We start from the raw sequence: 21622 nt of genomic DNA, 5'->3' as shown, positions 1-21622 counted from the left end.
ACCGGGTCCGCCTTGTTGGTACGACGCGGTATCAGCGTGGGCACCACTGCCGCTCCACCTGTCTCAAGACATGCACCAAGGCGGGCAACCATGGCCTGACAGGTTCGGCACGTTGCAACAAATGTAGGAGCGGCCTTGCGTCGCGATGCGCCGCGCGGGCGGCGCTCGATCTGATAGGCGCTGCAGGGATTGCGGCGGACACCTGGATGCCCTCACCCAAGACAAGCATGAGACAGGCTCCATTGGTCCGAACACTCCGGTTCAACCTGTCAACCCTCTCCGCACGCCTGCCAACACTACCGCACTCAGGAACAGGCCTAAACCGAACACGCCATGCGTGGCCAAGCTACGCAGGCAGCTCCTGAGCGGCGTCGGTGTAAGACAGGCGAAATACCCCGCCCCAAACGCAGGCTGCACCACACACAACGGTACAAGCACCGAGACGATTCCAAACAGCAAGGCTGGCCACAGTGTCGGCCCCTGCAACCACCCCTCCCCTGCAACAGCCACCAGCAGCGCCGCAAACACCAGCCCCGTGGCGTAGTGGAGCACCCAGCCCCACGCCAGCTCCCACCTGACCGGCGCAGCCTTGCCGATTGCGGCATGCCGCCAGCGCCCCGCGAACAGGTGGCCCGCCCAGCGCCCGACCATCGCGTAGTTCAGGGTGGTGACGCCCGCGCGCCTGAGCAGCAGGGTCCACAGGTCCATGACCAGAGTGGCGCCGATGCCGATAAACAGAATGGAAAGCACGAGAGAAGAAACAGTCATGTCGAAAGCCCTTGGCAGATTGACGGAGAGGTCGATGCCGAGCAGCATGCAAGTTGAAGTCAACTTCAAGTCAAGGGAGCCACGATGGACATTGCCGATGTCGCCAGACGTACCGGAGTGCCGGCGTCGACATTGCGTTACTACGCGAACAAGGGCCTGCTCACATCGCTCGCCAGCCATGGCCAGCGCCGGCAATTCCCTGCGGATACGCCCGAACGCCTGGCCCTGATCGCACTAGGCCAGGCGGCGGGCTTTTCGCTGGACGAAGTGGCGGCGATGCTGGACGAGCAACAGGTCGACCGAGCGCTGCTGCTGGCCAAGGCCGATGAGATCGAGCAGAGGATCAAGCGCCTGCAGGCGATGAGCAAAGGGCTGCGGCATGCGGCAGTGTGCCCCGAGGAGAACCACCTGCAATGCCCGACTTTCCAGCGATTGATGCAGGTGTCAGCCAGCAAAGGCAAGCGTGGCAGTCGCCTTGCCCTGCGATAAGGCCCGCCAGACCAGAATACGACGGTGGGGTCAGTAGCCGTGCAACTCGCGGAACGGCTGGCCCTTGTGGTAGTTGATCCACTCTTCCACGTCATAGGGCAGGTACAACTGCCGACGCGCACGCGACAGGGCGATGTACACCGCGCAGATCCGCGCATCGAAGGCGTAGGCGTCCTTGAAGCGCTGGGTGGTCATCAGCTCCGGCGTCAACAGCACCTGATCGAACTCCAGGCCACCGGCCTCCTCGGCCATCAACAGCGTGAGGCTGGCAGGCTGCGCGGCGACGCGCGCATCCAGGCCAGTCAGGTCGGCGAGTTTGAACCCCGCCTCCAGCCGCGCCTCGACCCATTGGAACGCGGCATCGAAACGTTCGGACTCACGCACCTGCTGCCAGTCGAGCAGGTGCGCGAAGTACGCATGCGGCCCTTCAGCGTCCTGTCCGGGCGCATAGAACGCGGCCCTGAACAGGCCGATCGCGGTGACCATGAAACGGCGCATGTCCGGCCAGTCGGGGAAGTTCAGCAGGCAGTTGGACTCGGCCATTTCCATGGCCCAGCGCATCGTGTCCCAGCGCGAGGCGGTCAGCACCACGCAGCCCTCGGGCGGGATGAAACCCTCGGGGAAGTGCTCGATACCGACATCGACATGCCGCGCCGCCTCGAACGCGACCTTGGACTTCTTCGAGTGCATACCGATCAACGGGTTGATCAGGCGCTCCACCCTGGGCCCGGAGCGCACGGCGAAGGCCATGTCCTTCTGCCGCACCTGACGCTCGCGCCTGACCACCTCGCCGGCGGCCTTCTGGTATTCGTCACCCAGGGTGATCAGCACCTGGCGGCCACGCTCGATGAGCTGCAGCAGCGAGGCCGGCACGTCCTGACTCTCGTCGATGATCACGTGGCTGAAACGCCCGGGCACGCTACAGCCGCCCAGGCTGGCCCGCTTGAGCATTAGCAACGCCTCGAACCCGGTCTGCGCGCCCCAGGTCGGCTGCGCCTCCAGGTAACGCCACAGGCGACTGGCGTACTCGAGCAGCACCTGGGCATCGAGGCCGGACAGCGCCTGGCGAAAATGCGGCAGGTGGCGGCTGGACAGGCTGTAGTCCCGCGACTCGCAATAGTTGCGCAGCACTTCCAGGCAGATATCCAGGGCATGCTCGGCGTCGTACTCGCGCAGCCCGACGATCCCCAGCTCTTCGGCCAGCCGGCGCTTGCCGGGACCGCGCGGCGCCGTTCGGGCGGAAACCGGCCGGGTATCCTTGAGCAGGGCCCGGGCGAACTGGCCGAAGGTCATGCCGACCTTCGCCTGGACATCCAGCCCCATGCGCCGACGCAGGGTACCGAGCTTGGCCGGCGTGCGTGCCAGGGCCAGTACCCGGCCACGGGGCAGGCATTCCATCAGCGCGCCGAGCAGGTAGCTCTTGCCGATCCCGGCATAGCCCTGCACATGGATGTCCTCGTCGAGATTGGCCTGGATGACCTTGAGCAACTTGTCCTGCTCGACGGTCAGCCAACGCTCGGTATCGAAGCCGGTGGTCACCCGCTGGCTGAACGGGTTGTCACTGTGATGCAGGCGAATGCGATAGTCGAAATCCCACTTGCCGTCCGCCAGCAGGTACTCCCGCGCCTGCACCTGTTCGGCATCGAGCAGCCGCAGTTTGGAGCCCTTGATCACCTCGAGGCCGAAATAGAGCTTGCGCGCATCGAACAGCCGACGGGCCTCGGACAACAACCCTACACCAGGCGAGTGCGCGCCCTCGACCGCCCACGCCAACAGTTTGCCCAACACCTTCTCCGCCGCCCGCGCATCGACCGGCCCCTGCGCCTGGGCCAGATTCTGGATCACCAGCACCGCCGCCAGCTCCGGCTCGCCCAGGGCGTCGAGCGCAGGCGCGCCCTCGGCCTGCAGCAAGCCTTGGCACACCTCTGCGGTGACCGGCAGGTACACCGGATGGGAAAAGTCGAAGTGCTCGGGCTGCATGTCGGTACGGGTCCGGGGATCACTCAAGGTTTGTCGGATTCAGCGGCCTGCCCCACCACCAGCTCGAAGCGGTAGGCCCCCAACGACCCCGCCATGTCGCCGGGATAGCTGGCACCCGCCTGCGGTGCATCGAGTACGCCATCGAGCTCATGCAGGGCCAGCTCCAGCAGCTTGCGCAAGTCACGCACCGACTGCGCCGACACCTGCACCTGCAGCTCGAAGGCCGCCGCGTCAGCCGTCACTGCCACCGGCACAGTTGCTGCTTCGAGGATGCGCTCATGCTCTTCTTCCATCTGGTCGAGGACCTGCGACAGCTCCAGCACGCGCTCGGGGCTGGCAGCCATCTGGTCCTTGATTTCCAGGCGGCGCAACTGCCACTCGCGGATCTTCTGGCGGGTGAGGTCGTCGACATGTTCCACGGTCGCTATCTCCTGGCCGAATGGGCTGACACGATGGGATGCATGATAAGGCGCTGCGCGGGATCGTGCAGGCGGAAAACGGTGCGAGGGTGTAAAGAAACGCGTCTGAAGGGCGACGCCTGACAGGTACGCCGGAAAATCCCTGCGCCCAAAATGGAGGCGGCCCCACCAGCCACACCCCGGCACTCGATGTTCCCGCTATGGCTGCTCCCTTCCGGGCCTGACCAGGTTAACGGGTAATCAATGCGGGGGGACCGATGGGGCCACCACGACGGCTCGTCAGCTGACGAGCCGCGCCATTGTACAGCGCCGGGGCGAAGTTACAACCTTTGATCGTGAAAAAACCATCATTTCTCAAGGACTTGTGGCAAATCTATCGCGGGGCAAGCCCGCTCCCACGCATCAGCACCCGTGGGAGCGGGCTTGCCCCGCGATAAGGCCGGTGGGTTCAGACGCTGATACCACGCTCCGCCAGGAAGCCCACGAAGGCCTCCTCGTCCATCACCGCAACGCCCAGCTCGCCGGCCTTGGCCAGCTTGGAACCGGCGCCGGGCCCGGCGACCACGCAGTGGGTCTTGCCGGACACGGAGCCCGCCACCTTGGCCCCCAGGCTTTCCAGCTTTTCCTTGGCGATGTCGCGGCTCATGCGCTCCAGGGTACCGGTCAGCACCCAGGTCTGGCCGGCCAGCGGCAAGCCTTCGGCAGACTTCTTCTCGCACGACCAGTGCATGCCGAAGTCCAGCAATTGGGCTTCGATGGCGCGTGCCAGCTGCTGGTTGGCCTCGACCTTGAAGAACTCGCGCACGCCTTCGGCCTGCTTGGTGTTCAGGGCCTGGCGCAGGTCGATGCCGTCGGCGGCGATGATCCGCTCCAAGGTGCCCAGCTTGTCCACCAGCTTCTCGGCGCCGGTCGGCCCGACCGAGGGGATGTCGAGCTTGGCGAGCATGCCGGCCAGCGTGGTGCTGGCGGCGAACTCGGCGGCCAGCTCACCCTCGTCCTGCAACTGCATGCCACTGGCCAGCAACTGCGCGATGACCTCACGGTTGTGCGCGTCCTCGAAGAAGTTGTGAATCTCGTGAGCAACCTCAAGGCCGATATCCGGCAGGTAGGTCAGCACCTGCGGCAACGCCACCTGCACCCGTGCCAGGCTACCCAGGGATCGAGCCAGGACCTTGGCGGTCTCCTCGCCGACATCGGGAATACCCAATGCATAGATGAAACGCGCCAGGCTCGGGCGTTTGCTGGCTTCGATGGCCGCCAGCAGCTTGTTGCTCGACACCTCGGCAAAGCCTTCCAGCGCTACCACCTGGTCGAAGGTCAGGTGGTAGAGATCGGCCGGCGAGCGGATCAGGTTCTCGTCGACCAATTGCTCGACGCTCTTCTCGCCCAGGCCGTCGATGTCCATGGCCCGGCGCGACACGTAGTGGATGATCGCCTGCTTGAGCTGGGCGGCGCAGCTCAGGCGCCCGACGCAGCGATACACCGCGCCTTCGCTGGTGGTCTCCTTGCCCTTGCTGCGCTTGACCAGCTGGGTGCGCTCGACCTGCGAGCCACACACCGGACACTCACTGGGCACCTGGACCGGGCGGGCACCTTCAGGACGGCGCTCGAGCACCACCTGCATCACCTGCGGGATCACGTCACCGGCACGACGGATGATCACCGTGTCACCGATGCGCAGGCCCAGGCGGGCGATCTCGTCCATGTTGTGCAAGGTAGCGTTGGAGACGGTCACACCCGCTACCTTGACCGGCTTGAGACGCGCCACCGGCGTGACCGCGCCGGTGCGCCCAACCTGGAACTCGACGTCGAGCACCTCGGTGAGCTCTTCCATGGCCGGGAACTTGTGGGCGATCGCCCAGCGCGGCTCGCGCGCACGGAAGCCCAATTCACGCTGCGACGCCAGGCTGTTGACCTTGAACACCACGCCGTCGATCTCATAGGGCAGGTCGTTGCGACGGGCACCGATATCACGATAGTAGGCCAGGCATTCTTCTATACCGGCCGCATGGCGCAGCTCGCGACTGATCGGCAGCCCCCAGGTCTTGAGCTTCTCGAGAATACCGATATGGCTGTCGCCGAAGGGCTCGGACACCTGGCCGACGCCGTAGCAGCAGAATTCCAGTGGGCGGCTGGCGGTGATCTTCGAGTCCAGCTGACGCAGGCTGCCGGCCGCGGCGTTACGCGGGTTGGCGAAGGTCTTGCCACCGGCCTCGGCCTGGGCGGCGTTGAGCTTTTCGAAACCGGCCTTGCTCATGTACACCTCGCCGCGCACCTCGAGCAGCGCCGGCCAGCCCTCTCCCTGCAGCTTGAGCGGGATGTTGCGCACAGTGCGCACATTGGTGCTGATGTCCTCTCCAGTGGTGCCATCACCCCGGGTGGCGCCCTGCACCAACTGGCCATCGCGGTACAGCAGACTGACCGCCAGGCCGTCGAGCTTCGGCTCGCAGCTGTAGTCCACCGCTGCCTGATCGCCGCCGGGCAAATCCAGGCCTTCCACCACGCGGCGAGCAAAGTCGCGCAGGTCGTCTTCCTCGAAGGCATTGCCCAGACTGAGCATGGGCACTTCGTGACGGACCTGGCTGAAAGCCGCCAGTGCCGCGCCACCGACGCGTTGGGTCGGCGAGTCCGTGGTCACCAGGTGCGGGTGCTCGGCCTCCAGCGCCTTGAGCTCGTTGAACAGGCGGTCGTATTCGGCATCGGGCACACTGGGTTCATCGAGCACGTAGTACCGGTAGTTGTGCTGGTCGAGTTCGGCGCGCAGGGCATGGATTCGGGATTCGGTGGTCATGGGTCGTCTTCTCTTGCAAAGCAAAAGAGCAGCCCCTGGCTGCTCTTTTGCTTGAATCATCGCGGCGCGGATCGAGGCTGGATCCGCCCACTCGTACACATCAGCGTTTCTGGGTCAGGGCGCGGCGCTCGAACTCGACGATGCGCTGGCGATAGTGCTCGATGGTCTGGGCAGTCAGCACGCTGCGCTGGTCGTCCTTGAGCTCACCGTTGAGCTCGTGGGCCAGCTTGCGGGCGGCGGCGACCATCACGTCGAAGGCCTGCTTGGGATGACGCGGGCCGGGCAGACCGAGGAAGAAGCTCACCGCACGAGTGCTGAAGTGGTCGATGTCATCCAGATCGAACACGCCGGGCTTGACGGCGTTGGCCATGGAGAACAGCACTTCGCCGTGACCGGCCATGCTCTCGTGACGGTGGAAGATATCCATCTCACCGAAGCGCAGACCGCTTTCCAGGATGTTCTGCAGCAGGGCCGGGCCCTTGAAACCGCCTTCGTCACGGGAGATGACACTGATCACCAGTACTTCTTCGGCCGGCGGCAGCTCCTTGGCTGGCGCGGAGGAAGCACTGAAACCTGCGTTGCGGTTGTTGTCGGCGGCAAAGTCGTCGTCGCTGCCATCGAACAGATCCGGCTCACGCGGTTCCGCGGCCAGGTTCAGATCGCCCTGCTGCGATTCGCTGTTGTTGCGCTTGCCGCGCTTGGACGCCTTGGCCGGCTTGGGCTCGCGCTCACGCACCGGGGCGCTGAGCGAGGGCAGGTCGCTCTCGTCCAGTTCGGGCTCCTTATGGGTTTCCAGCACCCGCGAGGGGCCCAGCACCTCGGCGCCGCCGTCGTCGTCCGGGGCGTTGGCGTAGCTACGGTCCAGGCGGAACTTCAACTTGCCCTTGCCGCCGCGCATGCGGCGCCAGCCGTCGAAAAGAATACCGGCGATGACAATGATGCCGATGACGATCAGCCACTCGCGCAGACCGATTTCCATGTAATCCCGTGCCTCTATAAAAATATGCTTGAAAACAAAGGCTTCAAAGGCCTTTAACACGTGGCGCCAACTCTATGTTCTGACAGGCGTTTTACCCACGCAAAAAACAAGTGACATAAAGCTAGCACGACCAAAGGCAACTTTACACCGTCTGTCGCACCTGCCTGGGGCTTTTACCTACATGATCATGCCTTTCTTTACCTTTTAGGCGTCGACCATGGCCATAGCTTCCTCCACATCAACTGCAACAAGACGTGAACAGCCCGGTTCGTGCATGGTCACCCCCATCAATTGATCGGCCATTTCCATGGCGATCTTGTTGTGAGTGATGTAGATGAACTGCACGGTTTCACTCATCTCCTTGACCAGGCGGGCATAGCGCCCGACGTTGGCGTCGTCCAGCGGTGCGTCGACCTCGTCGAGCATGCAGAACGGCGCCGGATTCAGCTTGAAGATGGCGAACACCAATGCGAGCGCGGTCAATGCCTTCTCGCCACCGGACAGCAGATGGATGGTGCTGTTCTTCTTGCCCGGCGGACGCGCCATGATCGTCACCCCTGTATCGAGTGGATCTTCGCCCGTCAGTTCCAGATAAGCGCTGCCGCCACCGAAAACTTTTGGGAAAAGTGCCTGCAATCCGGCATTTATCTGATCAAAGGTATCCTTGAAGCGGTTACGGGTTTCCTTGTCGATCTTGCGAATGACGTTTTCCAGGGTCTCCAGCGCCTCGACCAGGTCGGCGTCCTGGGCGTCCAGGTAGCGCTTGCGCTCGGACTGCTGCTCGTACTCTTCGATCGCCGCCAGGTTGATCGCGCCCAGGCGCTGGATCCGCGCCTCGAGCTGCTCGAGCGCCTGCTCGGTGCCCTGTTCGCTGGCATCGGCATCCAACGTGGCGAGCACGCCCTGAAGATCGTAGCCGTCGGCGTGCAATTGTTCCTGCAGGGTCTTGCGACGCACGTCCAACCCCTGCGATTCAAGGCGCTGCTGCTCCAGCTGGCCGCGCAGCAGCATCGACTGCTGTTCGGCCTGGGTACGACGGCGCTCGGCGTCGCGCAGTTCGCGATCGGCTTCGTCCATGTGCAGGCGGGCCTGGCGCATTTCCTCGTCAACGCTCATGCGCCGCTCGAGCAACTCCTCGAGCTTCAGACGCAGCTCCTCCAGCGGCGCTTCGCCCTCCTCCAGGTTCAGGTTCAGTTGCTCCTGACGCTCGCTCAGGCGCGCGGCCTGCTGCTCCAGGCGCTCGAGCGCCTGGCGGGTGGAGTCGTGCTGGGCACGCAACGAGCCCTGGCGCACGGCCAGCTGGTGAGCATGATCCTTGTGCTGGCGGGCCTCCTGGCGAATACGGTCGAGTCCTTCGCGCAGGGTGTCGCGACGCGCCATCAAGGCCTCGCGCTGCTCGGTGTCGTGAGCCATCAGATCGAGGGCTTCCTGCAGCATCAGGCGTGCCTCGCCTAGCTGTTCGTGCTCGACAGCGCGCTGCTCCTGCAATTCAGCCTGTTCTTCCTGCAACCGACGCCGACGCAGCTCGACCTGCTCGGCCCGTGCCTGGCCAGCGGAAAGGCGCGCCTTGAGCTCACCGTGATGGCGGCTCTCGTCCTGGCTGCGCCGACGCAATTGCTCGCGCTGCTCTTCCTGATCGAGTTGCTGCTCGCGCAGGCGCTGGAGCAACGCATCCTGCTGCTCCAGCAGGGCTTCGTGCTCCAACTGCTCTTGCCCCAGGCGCTCGATTTCCTGGCCGCGGGCCAGCACGCCGCCCTGTGAATCGCCGCCCCGGCTGACCCGCAGGAAATGCCGCCCGACCCAGTAACCGTCGCGGCTGACCAGGCTGTGCCCGCCGCTCAGTGTCGAGCGCAGGGCCAGCGCATGCTCCAGGGTGTCCACCGGCTTGACCTGCCCCAGCCAGGGGGAGAGATCGGTATGCCCCTCGACCTTGTCGAGCAGGCTGCCGGCAATCCGGACACCGTCACCACCACCCAGCAGCAGGCGCAACTCGCCCTGCTCCAGCGTGCCGAAGTCGAGCGAGTCGAAGTCCTCGAGCAGTACCGCTTGCAGATCGGCGCCAAGCACCGTTTCCACCGCCAACTCCCAGCCCGGCTCGACTCGCAGGCCTTGCGCCAGGCGCGGGCGCTGCTCCAGGCCTTGCGCGCGCAGCCATTGGGCGGCGCCAACGCCGGGTTCGAGGGCCGCTTGCTGCAGGGCCTCCAGCGACGCCAGCCGACCGCCCAGACGCTGCAGGTCCCCCTGCTGTTGCTGCTGCGCCTGGGTCGCGTGCTGCAACTGCTCGCGCACGGCCTCGAGGCGTTCGACCACCTGCTGCTCTTGCACCTGCAAATCTTCGAGCGACAGCTCGCTGCTGGCCACCTGCTCGGCCAGGTCGAGCAGCTCGACGTCCTGCGGATCGGCACCGAGCTGCTCGCTCTCCTCGCCGAGCTTGCGCTGGCGCTCGGCCAGGCGCTCCAGGCTGGATTCGAGCTGCGCCAGTCGCGCCTGCTGCACTTCGGCCTGGCGGCGCGGCTCGGCGGAGCGAGTGTTGAAGCTGTCCCACTGCTCCTGCCAGGCGTGCATGCCCTGCTCGGCTTCCTCCAGGGTCGCCGCGGCCTCCTCGGCCGCTGCCAGGGTCATGCCCTGTTCCGGCTCGAGCATGGCCAGCTCTTCGCCGAGGGTCGCCAGCAAGGTGCGGTCGTGCCCCAGATGCGACTCGGTCTCCAGCCGGGTGCGCTCGGCCTCTTTCAGGTCATCTTGCAACTGGCGCAGACGCTGCTGGCCATGCTGAATGCTCTGCTCGACCCGAGCGATGTCACCGGCCACGGAGTAGAAGCGGCCCTGCACCTGGTTGAAGCGCTCGGACAATTCATGGTGGCCATCGCGCAGTCGCTCGATGCTGGCGTCGGCATTGCGCTGCTCGGCCACCAGCGCCTCGAAGGCGATCTCCTGATCGCCGATCACCGTCTCGCGCTGGCGCACGCGCTCATCCAGGTCGCGCCAGCGCAAGGCTGCCAGACGCGCCTTGAGCTGGCGCTCCTCGGCCTTGTATTCGCGATACTTCTCGGCGGCCTGGGCCTGGCGGTGCAGGCGTTCGAGCTGGCGCTCCAGCTCTTCGCGCAGGTCGGTCAGGCGCGCCAGGTTCTCCTGGGTGCGACGGATACGGTTCTCGGTCTCGCGGCGGCGCTCCTTATACTTGGAAATGCCCGCCGCCTCTTCGATGAAGTTGCGCAACTCCTCGGGCTTGGCCTCGATCAGCTTGCTGATCATGCCCTGCTCGATGATCGAATAACTGCGCGGCCCCAGACCGGTCCCGAGGAAAATGTCGGTGATATCGCGGCGCCTGCACTTGGTGCCGTTGAGGTAGTAAGTGTTCTGACCGTCGCGGGTGACCTTGCGCCGGATCGAGATCTCGGCGTAGGCGGCGTACTCGCCGACCAGGGAGTTGTCGCTGTTGTCGAACACCAGTTCGATGCTGGCCTGGCTGACCGGCTTGCGACTGGTGGAGCCGTTGAAGATGACATCGGTCATCGACTCGCCCCGCAGGTTCTTCGCCGAACTCTCGCCCATCACCCAGCGCACCGCATCGATGATATTGGACTTGCCACAGCCGTTGGGGCCGACCACGGCGGCCATGTTGCTGGGGAAATTGACCGTGGTCGGGTCGACGAACGACTTGAACCCAGCCAGGCGAATGCACTTGAGGCGCATCGGTCAGGTCCGCGCCAGCGCCGCCAGCACCAGTTCGCAGCTGCGCTGGCAGTAGGCGGCGAGCACCTCGCGGATGCGCGGCAGGTCGCGGGCGACCACGGCTTCGAGCAGGCGGGCGAACAGCTCCAGGTAATCGATCATGTTGGCCTGGCGCTGATCGAGGGCGAGGTAATAGGCACGGCTCATGGCCGGCTGCAGGTTCTCGACGGTTTCCTGCAAGTAGGGATTGTTCGCGAACGGGTAAGCCGCGCGCATCACCGCGAAGCTGTCGGCGACGAAGGTCTTGATGTCCTGCCTGGCGTGCGCCTGTTCCAGGCGATGCTGGATGTCCAGGAACGGGCGCAGGTCGCTTTCAGTGCGCCAATGCTGGGCGACGGAATTGCCCAGCAGGATATAGAACTCGCCCATCAGCGTGCACAGGCTGCGCACGCTGTTCTCGTCGAGTTCGGTCACATGGGCGCCACGTCGCGGCAAAATCGCCACCAGGTGACGACGTTCGAGAATGAGCAGCGCCTCGCGCACCGAGCCGCGGCTGACGTTGAGGGCCTGGGTGACCTTCTGCTCCTGGATGCGCTCGCCGGGCGCGAGTTCGCCGCGAATGATCCGCTCGGCCAGGTAGTGGGCAATTTGCTCGGAGAGGCTGTCCGGCGCCTTGAACGTCATGGTTTTCCTTCGAAATCTGGATGGCAGTGCACAAGGGCGCGATTGTAGCGCACTTGCCAGGCCCTCGCGCAGCAGGACGACGTGCTTTGTGCGACTGCCGGGTCAACTTTCCCACGCGGCGCGAACTATGCTTTGGAAAGGCTCCTTGAGGCAGTTCGGCAGGGGCTTGAGCAAAATCTTGACCTTTGAGTCAGAAATTTATTGACCACGAGGTCAGGCGTTGCTTAGAGTCCGCCCGAACAACAATAAAACCATTGCGAGGCCCTCCCCCGTGATCCAGTTTCTCGTCAACCAGGAGCTGCGCAGCGAGCACGCCCTGGACCCGAACATGACGGTGCTGCAATACCTGCGCGAGCACCTGGGCAAACCCGGCACCAAGGAAGGCTGCGCCAGCGGCGACTGCGGCGCCTGCACCGTGGTCGTCGGCGAACTCGTCCAGGACGATAACGGCGGCGACGGTATCCGCTACCGAAGCCTCAATTCGTGCCTGACGTTCGTGTCTTCGCTGCACGGCAAGCAGCTGATCAGCGTCGAGGGCCTCAAGCACCAGGGCGAGCTGCACAGCGTGCAGAAAGCCATGGCCGACTGCCATGGTTCGCAGTGCGGTTTCTGTACCCCCGGTTTCGTCATGTCGCTGTTCGCCCTGCAGAAGAACAGCGAGGGCCACGACCTGCACCAGGCCCAGGAGGCCCTGGCCGGCAACCTGTGCCGCTGCACCGGCTACCGGCCGATCCTGGCCGCCGCCGAGCAGAGCTGCGCGCAACCCTGTCGCGACCAGTTCGACGCCCAACAGGCACAGACCATCGCCCGCCTCAAGGCCATCGCGCCGCAACAGACCGGCGAGCTCAACAGCGGCGACAAGCGCTGCCTGGTGCCACTGACCGTGGCCGACCTGGCCGACCTGTACAGCTCGCACCCCGAGGCGCGCCTGCTAGCCGGCGGCACCGACCTGGCGCTGGAGGTCACCCAGTTCCACCGCACCCTGCCGGTGATGATCTACGTCGGCCATGTCGCCGAGCTCAAGCGTATCGACAAAACCGCCACCCATCTGGAAATCGGTGCCGCCACCCCGCTGACCGACTGCTACACCGCGCTCAACGAGGAATACCCCGACTTCGGCGACCTGCTGCACCGCTTCGCCTCGCTGCAGATCCGCAACCAGGGCACCCTGGGCGGCAACATCGGCAACGCCTCGCCGATCGGCGACTCGCCCCCCCTGCTGATCGCCCTCGATGCGCAGATCGTCCTGCGCCAGGGCGAGCGCCAGCGTACCCTGGCCCTGGAAGACTACTTCATCGACTATCGCATCACCGCGCGCCAGGACAGCGAGTTCATCGAGAAGATCATCGTGCCGCGCGCCAGCAGCGACTGGGCGTTCCGTGCCTACAAGGTGTCCAAGCGCCTGGACGACGATATCTCCGCCGTGTGCGCTGCGTTCAACCTGAGCATCGAGAACGGCGTGGTCAGCGGCGTGCGCATCGCCTTCGGCGGCATGGCGGCGATCCCCAAGCGCGCCCGCGCCTGCGAAGCCGCGCTACGCGGCAAGGCGTGGAACCAGGCCAGCGTCGAGCGTGCCTGCCAGGCCCTGGCCGAGGACTTCACCCCCCTCAGCGACTTCCGCGCCAGCCGCGAGTACCGCCTGCTGACCGCGCAGAATTTGCTGCGCAAGTACTTCATCGAACTGCAATCGCCGCACATCGAAACCCGGGTGACCGCCTATGTCTAACCATCACGCCGTCAAGAGCCAGGCCGAGATGGCCGCACTGTTCAGCCAGGACCTGACCACCGGGGTCGGCCGCAGCCTCAAGCACGACAGCGCCGACAAGCACGTGGCGGGCGAGGCGGTGTACATCGACGACCGCCTGGAATTCCCCAACCAGCTGCACGTCTATGCCCGCACTGCGGACCGCGCCCATGCGCGCATCCTGCGCATCGACACCACGCCCTGCTACCAGTTCGAGGGGGTGCGCATCGCCATCACCCACGAGGACATCCCGGGGCTCAAGGACATCGGCCCGGTGGTGGCCGGCGACCCGCTGCTGGCCATCGACAAGGTCGAGTTCTTCGGCCAGCCGGTGCTCGCCGTGGCCGCCCACGACCTGGACACCGCCCGTCGCGCCGCCATGGCCGCCATCGTCGAGTACGAAGACCTGGAACCGGTGCTGGACGTGGTCGAAGCTCTGCGCAAGAAGCACTTCGTGCTCGACAGCCACACCCACCAGCGCGGCGACTCGGCCGCCGCCCTGGCCAGCGCCCCGCACCGTATCCAGGGCAGCCTGCACATCGGCGGCCAGGAGCACTTCTACCTGGAAACCCAGATCAGCTCGGTGATGCCCGGCGAAGACGGCGGCATGATCGTCTACTGCTCCACGCAGAACCCCACCGAGGTGCAGAAGCTGGTCGCCGAGGTGCTCGACGTGCCGATGCACAAGATCGTCGTCGACATGCGCCGCATGGGCGGTGGCTTCGGCGGCAAGGAGACCCAGGCCGCCAGCCCCGCCTGTCTGTGCGCGGTGATCGCGCGCCTGACCGGCCAGCCGACCAAGATGCGCCTGCCCCGCGTCGAAGACATGATGATGACCGGCAAGCGCCACCCGTTCTACGTCGAGTACGACGTCGGCTTCGACGACACTGGCCGCCTGCACGGGATCAACTTCGACCTGGCCGGCAACTGCGGCTACTCACCCGACCTTTCCGGCTCGATCGTCGACCGCGCCATGTTCCACTCCGACAACGCCTACTACCTGGGCGACGCCACGGTGCACGGCCACCGCTGCAAGACCAACACCGCCTCCAATACCGCCTACCGCGGTTTCGGCGGACCACAGGGCATGGTCGCCATCGAGCAGGTGATGGACCATATCGCCCGCCACCTGGCCCTCGACCCGCTGGCCGTGCGCAAGGCCAACTACTACGGCAAGACCGAGCGCAACGTCACCCACTACTACCAGACCGTCGAGCACAACATGCTCGAGGAGATGACCGCCGAGATCGAGGCGAGCAGCGACTACCATGAACGCCGCGAGTCGATCCGCCGCTTCAACGCCAACAGTCCGGTACTGAAGAAAGGCCTGGCGCTGACCCCGGTGAAGTTCGGCATCTCGTTCACCGCCACCTTCCTCAACCAGGCCGGTGCCCTGATCCACATCTACACCGACGGCAGCATCCACCTCAACCACGGCGGCACCGAGATGGGCCAGGGCCTGAATACCAAGGTGGCCCAGGTGGTGGCGCAGGTGTTCCAGGTCGATTTCAACCGTATCCAGATCACCGCCACCAACACCGACAAAGTACCCAACACCTCTCCGACCGCGGCCTCCAGCGGCGCCGACCTGAACGGCAAAGCCGCGCAGAACGCCGCCGAAATCCTCAAGAAGCGCCTGACCGAGTTCGCTGCCCGGCATTACAACGTGACCGAGGAAGACGTCGAATTTCGCAATGGCCATGTGCGCATGCGCGACCAGATCGTCAGCTTCGAGCAACTGGTGCAGCAGGCGTACTTCGCCCAGGTATCGCTGTCGACCACCGGCTTCTATCGCACGCCGAAGATCTTCTACGACCGCGCCCAGGCCCGTGGCCGGCCGTTCTATTACTACGCCTTCGGCGCCGCCTGCGTGGAAGTGATCGTCGACACCCTGACCGGCGAGTACAAGATGCTGCGCGCCGATATCCTGCACGATGTCGGTGACTCGCTGAACCCAGCCATCGACATCGGCCAGGTCGAGGGCGGCTTCGTCCAGGGCATGGGCTGGCTGACCACCGAGGAACTGGTTTGGAACGCCAAGGGCAAGCTGATGACCAACGGCCCAGCCAGCTACAAGATCCCGGCGGTGGCCGACATGCCGATCGACATGCGCGTCAAGCTGGTGGAGAACCGCAAGAACCCCGAGGACACGGTGTTCCATTCCAAGGCCGTGGGCGAGCCACCGTTCATGCTCGGCATCGCCGCCTGGTGCGCGATCAAGGACGCCGTGGCGAGCATCGCCGACTACCGCGTGCAGCCCGAGATCGACGCGCCGTCGACGCCGGAGCGAGTGCTGTGGGGCTGCGAGCAGATGCGCAAGGCGATGGCTGCTACGCAGCCTGTGGAGCCCGCATTGGAAACCGTCACCCACTGACAACGCGGGACCCTGTAGGAGCGGCCTTGCCGAGGCGTCGGACCGGTCGGAAAGGGGCGCGCAGCGGCCCCACGATCTGTGCCGCAATCAAGATTTCTGGGGCTGCTACGCAGCCCTTTCGCGACACAAGGCCGCTCCTACAGGGGCACGAGGAGGATTGAAGACATGCACCAATGGATCAACGCCCTCGCCGACCATCAAGCCCGCGGCGAACCCTGCGTCCTGGTGACCATCATCGAGGAACGCGGCTCCACGCCACGCAACGCCGGCTCGAAGATGGTGGTCAGCGCCAGTGCGCTGTACGACACCATCGGCGGTGGCCACCTGGAGTTCAAGGCCCTGCACATCGCCCGGCAGATGCTCGAGCAACACCGCAGCACCCCGCACCTGGAGCGCTTCAGTCTCGGCGCCAGCCTCGGCCAGTGCTGCGGCGGCGCCACCGTGCTGCTGTTCGAGCCGATGACCGGCGTGCAGGCCGAGATCGCCGTGTTCGGCGCGGGCCATGTCGGCCGCGCTCTGGTACCCTTGCTCGCCGCGCTACCCTGCCGGGTGCGCTGGATCGATTCGCGCGAGCAGGAGTTCCCCGACGTCATCGCCAACGGGGTGAGCAAGATCGTCAGCGAAGAGCCGGTCGACGAAGTCGCCGACCTGCCCGCCGGCAGCTACTGCATCGTCATGACCCACAACCACCAGCTGGACCTGGAACTGACCGCCGCGATCCTCAAGCGCAACGATTTCACCTGGTTCGGCCTGATCGGTTCGAAGACCAAGCGGGTCAAGTTCGAGCACCGCCTGCGCGAGCGGGGTTTCGACGACGCGCTGACGGCGCGCATGCGCTGCCCGATGGGCCTGGCCGAGGTCAAGGGCAAGCTGCCGATCGAGATCGCCGTGTCCATCGCCGCCGAGATCATTGCCACCTACAACGCCTGCTTCGGCCAGCACGACGCTGCCGCCAATTCAGGCCCCATCGCCCAGTTGCTGCCGTCCTCGCGACGCAGCCAGACCCTTTGACGAGAGCCCCATGAGCGCAACCCGCAAAGCCTACCGAGCCGCCATCCTGCACAGCATCGCCGACCCTGCCGAGGTCGGCCTGGAGGCGTCCTGCGAATACTATGAAGACGGCCTGCTGGTGGTCGACGACGGTCGCATCAGCGCCCTGGGCCATGCCAGCGAGCTGCTGCCGACCCTCGCTGCCGACATCCCGGTCGAACACTACCAGGATGCCCTGATCACCCCGGGCTTCATCGACACCCATATCCACTTCCCGCAGACCGGCATGATCGGTTCGTACGGCGAGCAGCTGCTGGACTGGCTCAACACCTATACCTTCCCCTGCGAGAAGCAGTTCGCCGACAAGGCTCATGCCGACCAGGTGGCGAAGATCTTCCTCAAGGAACTGCTGCGCAACGGCACCACCACCGCGCTGGTGTTCGGCAGCGTGCACCCGGAGTCGGTCAACGCCCTGTTCGAGGAGGCCGAGCGCCTGGACCTGCGTATGATCGCCGGCAAGGTGATGATGGACCGCAACGCCCCCGACTACCTGACCGACACCGCCGAATCCAGCTACCGCGACAGCAAGGCGCTGATCGAGCGCTGGCACGGCAAGGGCCGCCTGCACTACGCGGTCACCCCGCGTTTCGCGCCGACCAGCACGCCGGAGCAGTTGAGCGTGGCCGGCCAGTTGCTCAAGGAGCACCCGGGCGTGTACATGCACACCCACCTGTCGGAGAACCTCAAGGAAATCGACTGGGTCAAGTCGCTGTTCCCCGAGCAAAAAGGCTACCTCGACGTCTACGACCACTTCGAGCTGCTCGGCGAGCGCTCGGTGTTCGCCCACGGCGTGCACCTGTGCGACGACGAGTGCCAGCGCCTGGCCGAGACCGGTTCGGCCATCGCTTTCTGCCCGACGTCCAACCTGTTCCTCGGCAGCGGCCTGTTCAACCTGCCCCAGGCCGAGCGCTTCAAGGTCAACGTCGGCCTGGGCACCGACGTCGGCGCCGGCACCAGCTTCTCGCTGCTCAATACCCTGAACGAGGCGTACAAGGTGATGCAGCTGCAGGGCGCGCGCCTGCACCCGTACAAGTCGCTGTACCTGGCCACCCTCGGCGGCGCCCGCGCCCTGCGCCTGGACGATCGCATCGGCAGCCTGCGCCCCGGCAACGACGCCGACTTCGTGGTGCTCGACTACAAGGCCACCCCGCTGCTGGACTACCGCCTGCAGCAGTCGAAGAACATCGAGGAGACCCTGTTCGTGCTCACCACCCTGGGCGACGACCGCACCGTGCGCGAGACCTACGCCGCCGGGCGTTGCGTGCACCAGCGCTAAGGCTGTTTCGCCAGGCCACGGTACAGCGCGCCGCCGATCGCAGCCCCGATCAGCGGCGCCAGCCAGAACAGCCACAGCTGCTGCAAGGCCCAACCGCCAACGAACAGCGCAGGCCCGGTGCTACGCGCCGGGTTCACCGAGGTGTTGGTCACCGGGATCGAGATCAGGTGGATCAAGGTCAGCCCCAGGCCGATGGCGATCGGCGCGAACCCCGCCGGCGCCCGGGCATCCGTGGCGCCCATGATGATCACCAGGAACATCGCCGTCATCACCACTTCGCTGACGAAACCAGCCGCCAGGGTGTAGCCCCCCGGCGAGTGCTCGCCATAGCCATTGGACGCCATGCCGTTGGCCACTTCGAAACCCGCCTTGCCACTGGCGATGAGGTAGATCACGCCAGCCGCAAGGATGGCACCGATCACTTGGGCGATGACGTAGGGCAGCAACTCCCTGGCTGGAAAGCGCCCACCCACCACCAGGCCGAACGATACGGCGGGATTGAGATGGCAACCGGAGATATGGCCGATGGCGAAGGCCATGGTCAGGACCGTCAGGCCAAAGGCAAAGGCGACACCGAGCACACCGATACCGACGGGTGAGCTGGCGGCCAGCACGGCGCTGCCACACCCCCCCAGAACCAACCAGAAGGTGCCGACCAGCTCGGCACCCATGCGCACACCCAGAGACATGGTCATGGACCTCTCCTCAAGTAATTGGACGCAACGACTGCGCAAGCCCAACTACATTGAACAGGGGTTTGCAACTAGTAAATCTATCAGGGACCCGGCAAATGGCCAGAAACGACAAGGGGCTGCAAAGCAGCCCCTTGATCATTCAGGCAAACGTTCAACCCTTGGCGGCGGCCTTGGGCTTTTTCAGCAAATGCGAGAACACCGCATGCAGGTCGTCCGACGCGCTTTCCTCGTCGAGGTTGAGCTTGCTGTCGATATGGTCCATGTGATGCATCATCAGGCTCACCGCTTGTTCGGCATCGCGCGCCTCGATGGCATCGATCAGTTGCATGTGCTCGTCGTACGAGCAGTGCGAGCGATTGCCGCTCTCGTACTGGGCGATGATTAGCGAGGTCTGTGATACCAGGCTGCGCTGGAAGCTCACCAGCGGCGCATTGCCTGCGGCTTCGGCCAGCTTGAGGTGGAACTCACCGGACAGGCGGATGCCGGCGCCCCGGTCACCGCGCGAGAAGCTGTCGCGCTCCTCGCGGACCATCTGGCGCAGTTCGTTGAGTTGATCGAGGGTGGCGTGCTGCACGGCCAGTTCGGTGATGGCGCGCTCGACCATGCGCCGGGAGAAGAACACCTGGCGCGCCTCTTCGACGGTCGGGCTGGCCACCACGGCGCCGCGGTTGGGTCGCAGCAGCACCACGCTTTCGTGGGCCAGGCGCGACAGCGCACGACGAATGATGGTACGGCTGACGCCGAAGATCTCGCCCAGCGCTTCCTCGCTCAACTTGGTGCCCGGAGCCAGGCGCTGCTCGAGGATCGCCTCGAAGATATGCGCGTAGACGATGTCGTCCTGGGTACCGCTGCGGCCGGCCTTGCCGGTGCGCGCAGGTTTTTTCAGGGGTTGCAGCTGTTCGTTCATGGGCTCTCGAGCACGAAGGATCTGCCAGTCGGACCGTGACTGTAATACCTGTCAGCGGGGGGATGGCAAGTCCGGGAAGAAGATGATGGGCCAAGGTATGGCGCCATTGTACACAGGCTGACCCGTTTCTGCAGATAGCCTTTTACCTATATAGCCGTTGTACGGCGGTTTGCGCGCACAAAAGATAAAACATTATTTGCATTATTTGTACACAAACGCATAATCCTGCGAGCAACTTCCTGACCCAGAAGTCAACAAAATGGTCGGACGTCTGCCACACCCTCCCTCGCGAAGCCCCCAAGTGCGCAGGCTCAGGACCAGGCTTCGAACAACAAGAAAGACTTGAGGAGTACTCGCTGTGGAAAGCCGCAAATCCGAAGCACCTACGCTGGATCTCGCCCCACCGCTCGAAACGGGCTGGCTGGAGCGGATTTTCAAACTCAAGCGACACGGCACTACCGTCAGGACCGAACTGATCGCCGGGGTGACCACCTTCATCACCATGGCCTACATCATCTTCGTCAACCCCAACATCATGGCCGACGCCGGCATCGACCACGGCGCGGCATTCGTCGCCACCTGCATCGCCGCCGCGCTCGGCTGCCTGCTGATGGGCCTGTACGCCAACTGGCCGGTGGGGCTGGCACCGGGCATGGGGCTCAATGCCTTCTTCACCTACACCGTGGTCGGAACCATGGGCTACAGCTGGGAAACCGCGCTGGGGGCGGTGTTCGTCTCGGGCGTGCTGTTCATGTTCCTGACCGTGTCGCGCGTGCGCGAGTGGCTGCTCAACAGCATCCCGGTGAGCCTGCGCCATGCCATGGGGGCCGGCGTCGGATTGTTCCTCGGGCTGATCGGCCTGAAGACCGCCGGCATCATCGTCGACAGCCCGGCCACCCTGGTCAAGCTGGGCTCACTGCATGAGCCTGGCCCGCTGCTGGCGGCGCTGTGCTTCCTGCTGATCGCCATCCTCAGCTACAAGCGGGTGTTCGGCGCGATTTTGATCAGCATCATCGGCGTCACCATGGCCGGCTGGGGCCTGGGCCTGGTGAAGTTCGGCGGGGTGATGTCGATGCCTCCGAGCCTGGCGCCGACCTGGATGGCCATGGACGTGGCCGGCGTGTTCAACGTCAGCATGATCAGCGTGGTGCTGGCCTTCCTGTTCGTGCACATGTTCGACACCGCCGGCACGCTGATGGGCGTGGCGCAGCGCGCCAACCTGGTGGCGCCGGACGGGCGCATCGAGAACCTGTCGCGAGCGCTCAAGGCCGACAGTACCTCCAGCGTGTTCGGCGCCGTGGTCGGCGTGCCACCGGTGACCAGCTATGTGGAAAGTGCCGCAGGCGTGGCGGCGGGCGGGCGTACCGGCCTGACGGCTGTGGTGGTTGGCCTGCTGTTCATCGCCGCGATGTTCTTCGCCCCGCTGGCCGGTATGATTCCGGCCTACGCCACCGCCGGCGCGCTGATCTATGTGGCGATGCTGATGATGGGCAGCATGGCGCACATCAACTGGGATGAAGCCACCGACAGCATTCCGGCGATCGTCACGGTGATCATGATGCCGCTGACCTTCTCGGTGGCCGATGGCATCGCCCTGGGCTTCATCAGCTTTGTGGCGCTGAAAGCCGGGACCGGCAAGTTCAAGGAGATCTCGGCGAGCTTGTGGGTACTGTGCGTGATCTTCATTGCCAAGTTCGTATTCCTCTGACCCCACAGCAACAACCAAGGGCGCCTCGGCGCCCTATCTTTTTGCCTGCTAATGACGATCCCCTGTAGGAGCGGCCTTGTGTCGCG

At 64.9% G+C, this 21622-nt stretch carries 15 protein-coding genes and 1 other RNA gene; 6 read left to right on the top strand and 10 right to left on the bottom strand.

Going from position 1 to position 21622, the window contains the following annotated elements; translation table 11 throughout:
* Nucleotides 1-261: 261 nt before the first annotated feature.
* On the bottom strand, nucleotides 262-768 hold the full coding sequence (locus N5D48_RS20490) for a DUF2938 domain-containing protein (protein WP_279887578.1): 507 nt from the start codon (nucleotides 766-768) through the stop codon (nucleotides 262-264).
* A gap of 84 nt (nucleotides 769-852) precedes the next feature.
* Here N5D48_RS20490 and N5D48_RS20485 point away from each other — a divergent pair, with 84 nt between their 5' ends.
* The gene (locus N5D48_RS20485; protein ID WP_279887575.1) at nucleotides 853-1257 is read left to right on the top strand and encodes a helix-turn-helix domain-containing protein; all 405 of its coding nucleotides are present in this window, start codon (nucleotides 853-855) and stop codon (nucleotides 1255-1257) included.
* 30 nt (nucleotides 1258-1287) lie between these two features.
* On the opposite strand, the gene N5D48_RS20480 is transcribed toward N5D48_RS20485, so the two are convergent.
* From N5D48_RS20480 to N5D48_RS20450, 7 genes are all read right to left on the bottom strand, one after another.
* Nucleotides 1288-3237 carry a hypothetical protein gene (locus N5D48_RS20480; RefSeq protein WP_279887576.1) on the bottom strand — a complete coding sequence of 650 codons (1950 nt, stop codon included), beginning with the start codon at nucleotides 3235-3237 and terminating at the stop codon, nucleotides 1288-1290.
* 23 nt (nucleotides 3238-3260) lie between these two features.
* On the bottom strand, nucleotides 3261-3656 hold the full coding sequence (locus tag N5D48_RS20475) for a hypothetical protein (protein WP_279887574.1): 396 nt from the start codon (nucleotides 3654-3656) through the stop codon (nucleotides 3261-3263).
* Between the two features lie 163 nt (nucleotides 3657-3819).
* An RNA gene (gene ffs / locus N5D48_RS20470) (signal recognition particle sRNA small type) lies at nucleotides 3820-3916 on the bottom strand.
* A gap of 188 nt (nucleotides 3917-4104) precedes the next feature.
* Nucleotides 4105-6447: an NAD-dependent DNA ligase LigA gene (gene ligA / locus N5D48_RS20465; RefSeq protein ID WP_279887573.1), complete on the bottom strand. Its 2343-nt coding sequence runs from the start codon at nucleotides 6445-6447 to the stop codon at nucleotides 4105-4107.
* A 100-nt stretch (nucleotides 6448-6547) separates the two neighbouring features.
* Entirely contained in the window at nucleotides 6548-7426 is an 879-nt protein-coding gene (gene zipA, locus N5D48_RS20460; RefSeq protein ID WP_279887572.1) for a cell division protein ZipA, read from the bottom strand.
* 204 nt (nucleotides 7427-7630) lie between these two features.
* On the bottom strand, nucleotides 7631-11119 hold the full coding sequence (gene smc, locus N5D48_RS20455; RefSeq protein ID WP_279887571.1) for a chromosome segregation protein SMC: 3489 nt from the start codon (nucleotides 11117-11119) through the stop codon (nucleotides 7631-7633).
* A gap of 3 nt (nucleotides 11120-11122) precedes the next feature.
* A complete protein-coding gene (locus tag N5D48_RS20450; protein ID WP_279887570.1) occupies nucleotides 11123-11782 on the bottom strand; it encodes a GntR family transcriptional regulator in 660 nt (219 codons plus the stop codon).
* A 271-nt stretch (nucleotides 11783-12053) separates the two neighbouring features.
* Here N5D48_RS20450 and xdhA point away from each other — a divergent pair, with 271 nt between their 5' ends.
* The 4 genes from xdhA to guaD all read left to right on the top strand — a co-directional run bounded on the left by xdhA (nucleotide 12054) and on the right by guaD (nucleotide 18226).
* Nucleotides 12054-13508 (top strand): xanthine dehydrogenase small subunit, encoded by a 1455-nt coding sequence (gene xdhA / locus N5D48_RS20445; protein WP_279887569.1) that lies wholly within the window; start codon nucleotides 12054-12056, stop codon nucleotides 13506-13508.
* A complete protein-coding gene (gene xdhB, locus N5D48_RS20440; RefSeq protein WP_279887567.1) occupies nucleotides 13501-15900 on the top strand; it encodes a xanthine dehydrogenase molybdopterin binding subunit in 2400 nt (799 codons plus the stop codon). The genes xdhA and xdhB overlap by 8 nt, the downstream gene beginning before the upstream one ends.
* Before the next feature lie 165 nt (nucleotides 15901-16065).
* Nucleotides 16066-16911 carry a xanthine dehydrogenase accessory protein XdhC gene (xdhC, locus tag N5D48_RS20435; protein ID WP_279887566.1) on the top strand — a complete coding sequence of 282 codons (846 nt, stop codon included), beginning with the start codon at nucleotides 16066-16068 and terminating at the stop codon, nucleotides 16909-16911.
* 10 nt (nucleotides 16912-16921) lie between these two features.
* The gene (gene guaD, locus N5D48_RS20430) at nucleotides 16922-18226 is read left to right on the top strand and encodes a guanine deaminase (RefSeq protein ID WP_279887565.1); all 1305 of its coding nucleotides are present in this window, start codon (nucleotides 16922-16924) and stop codon (nucleotides 18224-18226) included.
* Here guaD and aqpZ read toward each other — a convergent pair.
* Both aqpZ and N5D48_RS20420 read right to left on the bottom strand, forming a co-directional pair.
* The gene (aqpZ, locus tag N5D48_RS20425; RefSeq protein WP_279887563.1) at nucleotides 18223-18921 is read right to left on the bottom strand and encodes an aquaporin Z; all 699 of its coding nucleotides are present in this window, start codon (nucleotides 18919-18921) and stop codon (nucleotides 18223-18225) included. The genes guaD and aqpZ overlap by 4 nt on opposite strands.
* Nucleotides 18922-19072: 151 nt before the next feature.
* The gene (locus N5D48_RS20420) at nucleotides 19073-19828 is read right to left on the bottom strand and encodes a GntR family transcriptional regulator (protein WP_279804568.1); all 756 of its coding nucleotides are present in this window, start codon (nucleotides 19826-19828) and stop codon (nucleotides 19073-19075) included.
* A gap of 358 nt (nucleotides 19829-20186) precedes the next feature.
* On the opposite strand from N5D48_RS20420, the gene N5D48_RS20415 reads away from it, so the two are divergent.
* The gene (locus tag N5D48_RS20415; protein ID WP_279887562.1) at nucleotides 20187-21536 is read left to right on the top strand and encodes an NCS2 family permease; all 1350 of its coding nucleotides are present in this window, start codon (nucleotides 20187-20189) and stop codon (nucleotides 21534-21536) included.
* The last annotated feature ends 86 nt before the right edge of the window (nucleotides 21537-21622 follow it).

The sequence above is a fragment of the Pseudomonas sp. GD03858 genome, from assembly GCF_029840925.1.
Lineage (GTDB): Bacteria > Pseudomonadota > Gammaproteobacteria > Pseudomonadales > Pseudomonadaceae > Aquipseudomonas.
This window is presented reverse-complemented; position numbering and strand designations above follow the sequence as displayed.

Bases quoted from the DNA above. Each gene is read 5' to 3' on its own strand.
- N5D48_RS20490 (WP_279887578.1), bottom strand. From the start codon at position 768: ATGACTGTTTCTTCTCTCGTGCTTTCCATTCTGTTTATCGGCATCGGC.
- N5D48_RS20485 (WP_279887575.1), top strand. From the start codon at position 853: ATGGACATTGCCGATGTCGCCAGACGTACCGGAGTGCCGGCGTCGACA.
- N5D48_RS20480 (WP_279887576.1), bottom strand. From the start codon at position 3,237: ATGCAGCCCGAGCACTTCGACTTTTCCCATCCGGTGTACCTGCCGGTC.
- ligA (WP_279887573.1), bottom strand. From the start codon at position 6,447: ATGACCACCGAATCCCGAATCCATGCCCTGCGCGCCGAACTCGACCAG.
- zipA (WP_279887572.1), bottom strand. From the start codon at position 7,426: ATGGAAATCGGTCTGCGCGAGTGGCTGATCGTCATCGGCATCATTGTC.
- smc (WP_279887571.1), bottom strand. From the start codon at position 11,119: ATGCGCCTCAAGTGCATTCGCCTGGCTGGGTTCAAGTCGTTCGTCGAC.
- N5D48_RS20450 (WP_279887570.1), bottom strand. From the start codon at position 11,782: ATGACGTTCAAGGCGCCGGACAGCCTCTCCGAGCAAATTGCCCACTAC.
- xdhB (WP_279887567.1), top strand. From the start codon at position 13,501: ATGTCTAACCATCACGCCGTCAAGAGCCAGGCCGAGATGGCCGCACTG.
- xdhC (WP_279887566.1), top strand. From the start codon at position 16,066: ATGCACCAATGGATCAACGCCCTCGCCGACCATCAAGCCCGCGGCGAA.
- guaD (WP_279887565.1), top strand. From the start codon at position 16,922: ATGAGCGCAACCCGCAAAGCCTACCGAGCCGCCATCCTGCACAGCATC.
- aqpZ (WP_279887563.1), bottom strand. From the start codon at position 18,921: ATGACCATGTCTCTGGGTGTGCGCATGGGTGCCGAGCTGGTCGGCACC.
- N5D48_RS20420 (WP_279804568.1), bottom strand. From the start codon at position 19,828: ATGAACGAACAGCTGCAACCCCTGAAAAAACCTGCGCGCACCGGCAAG.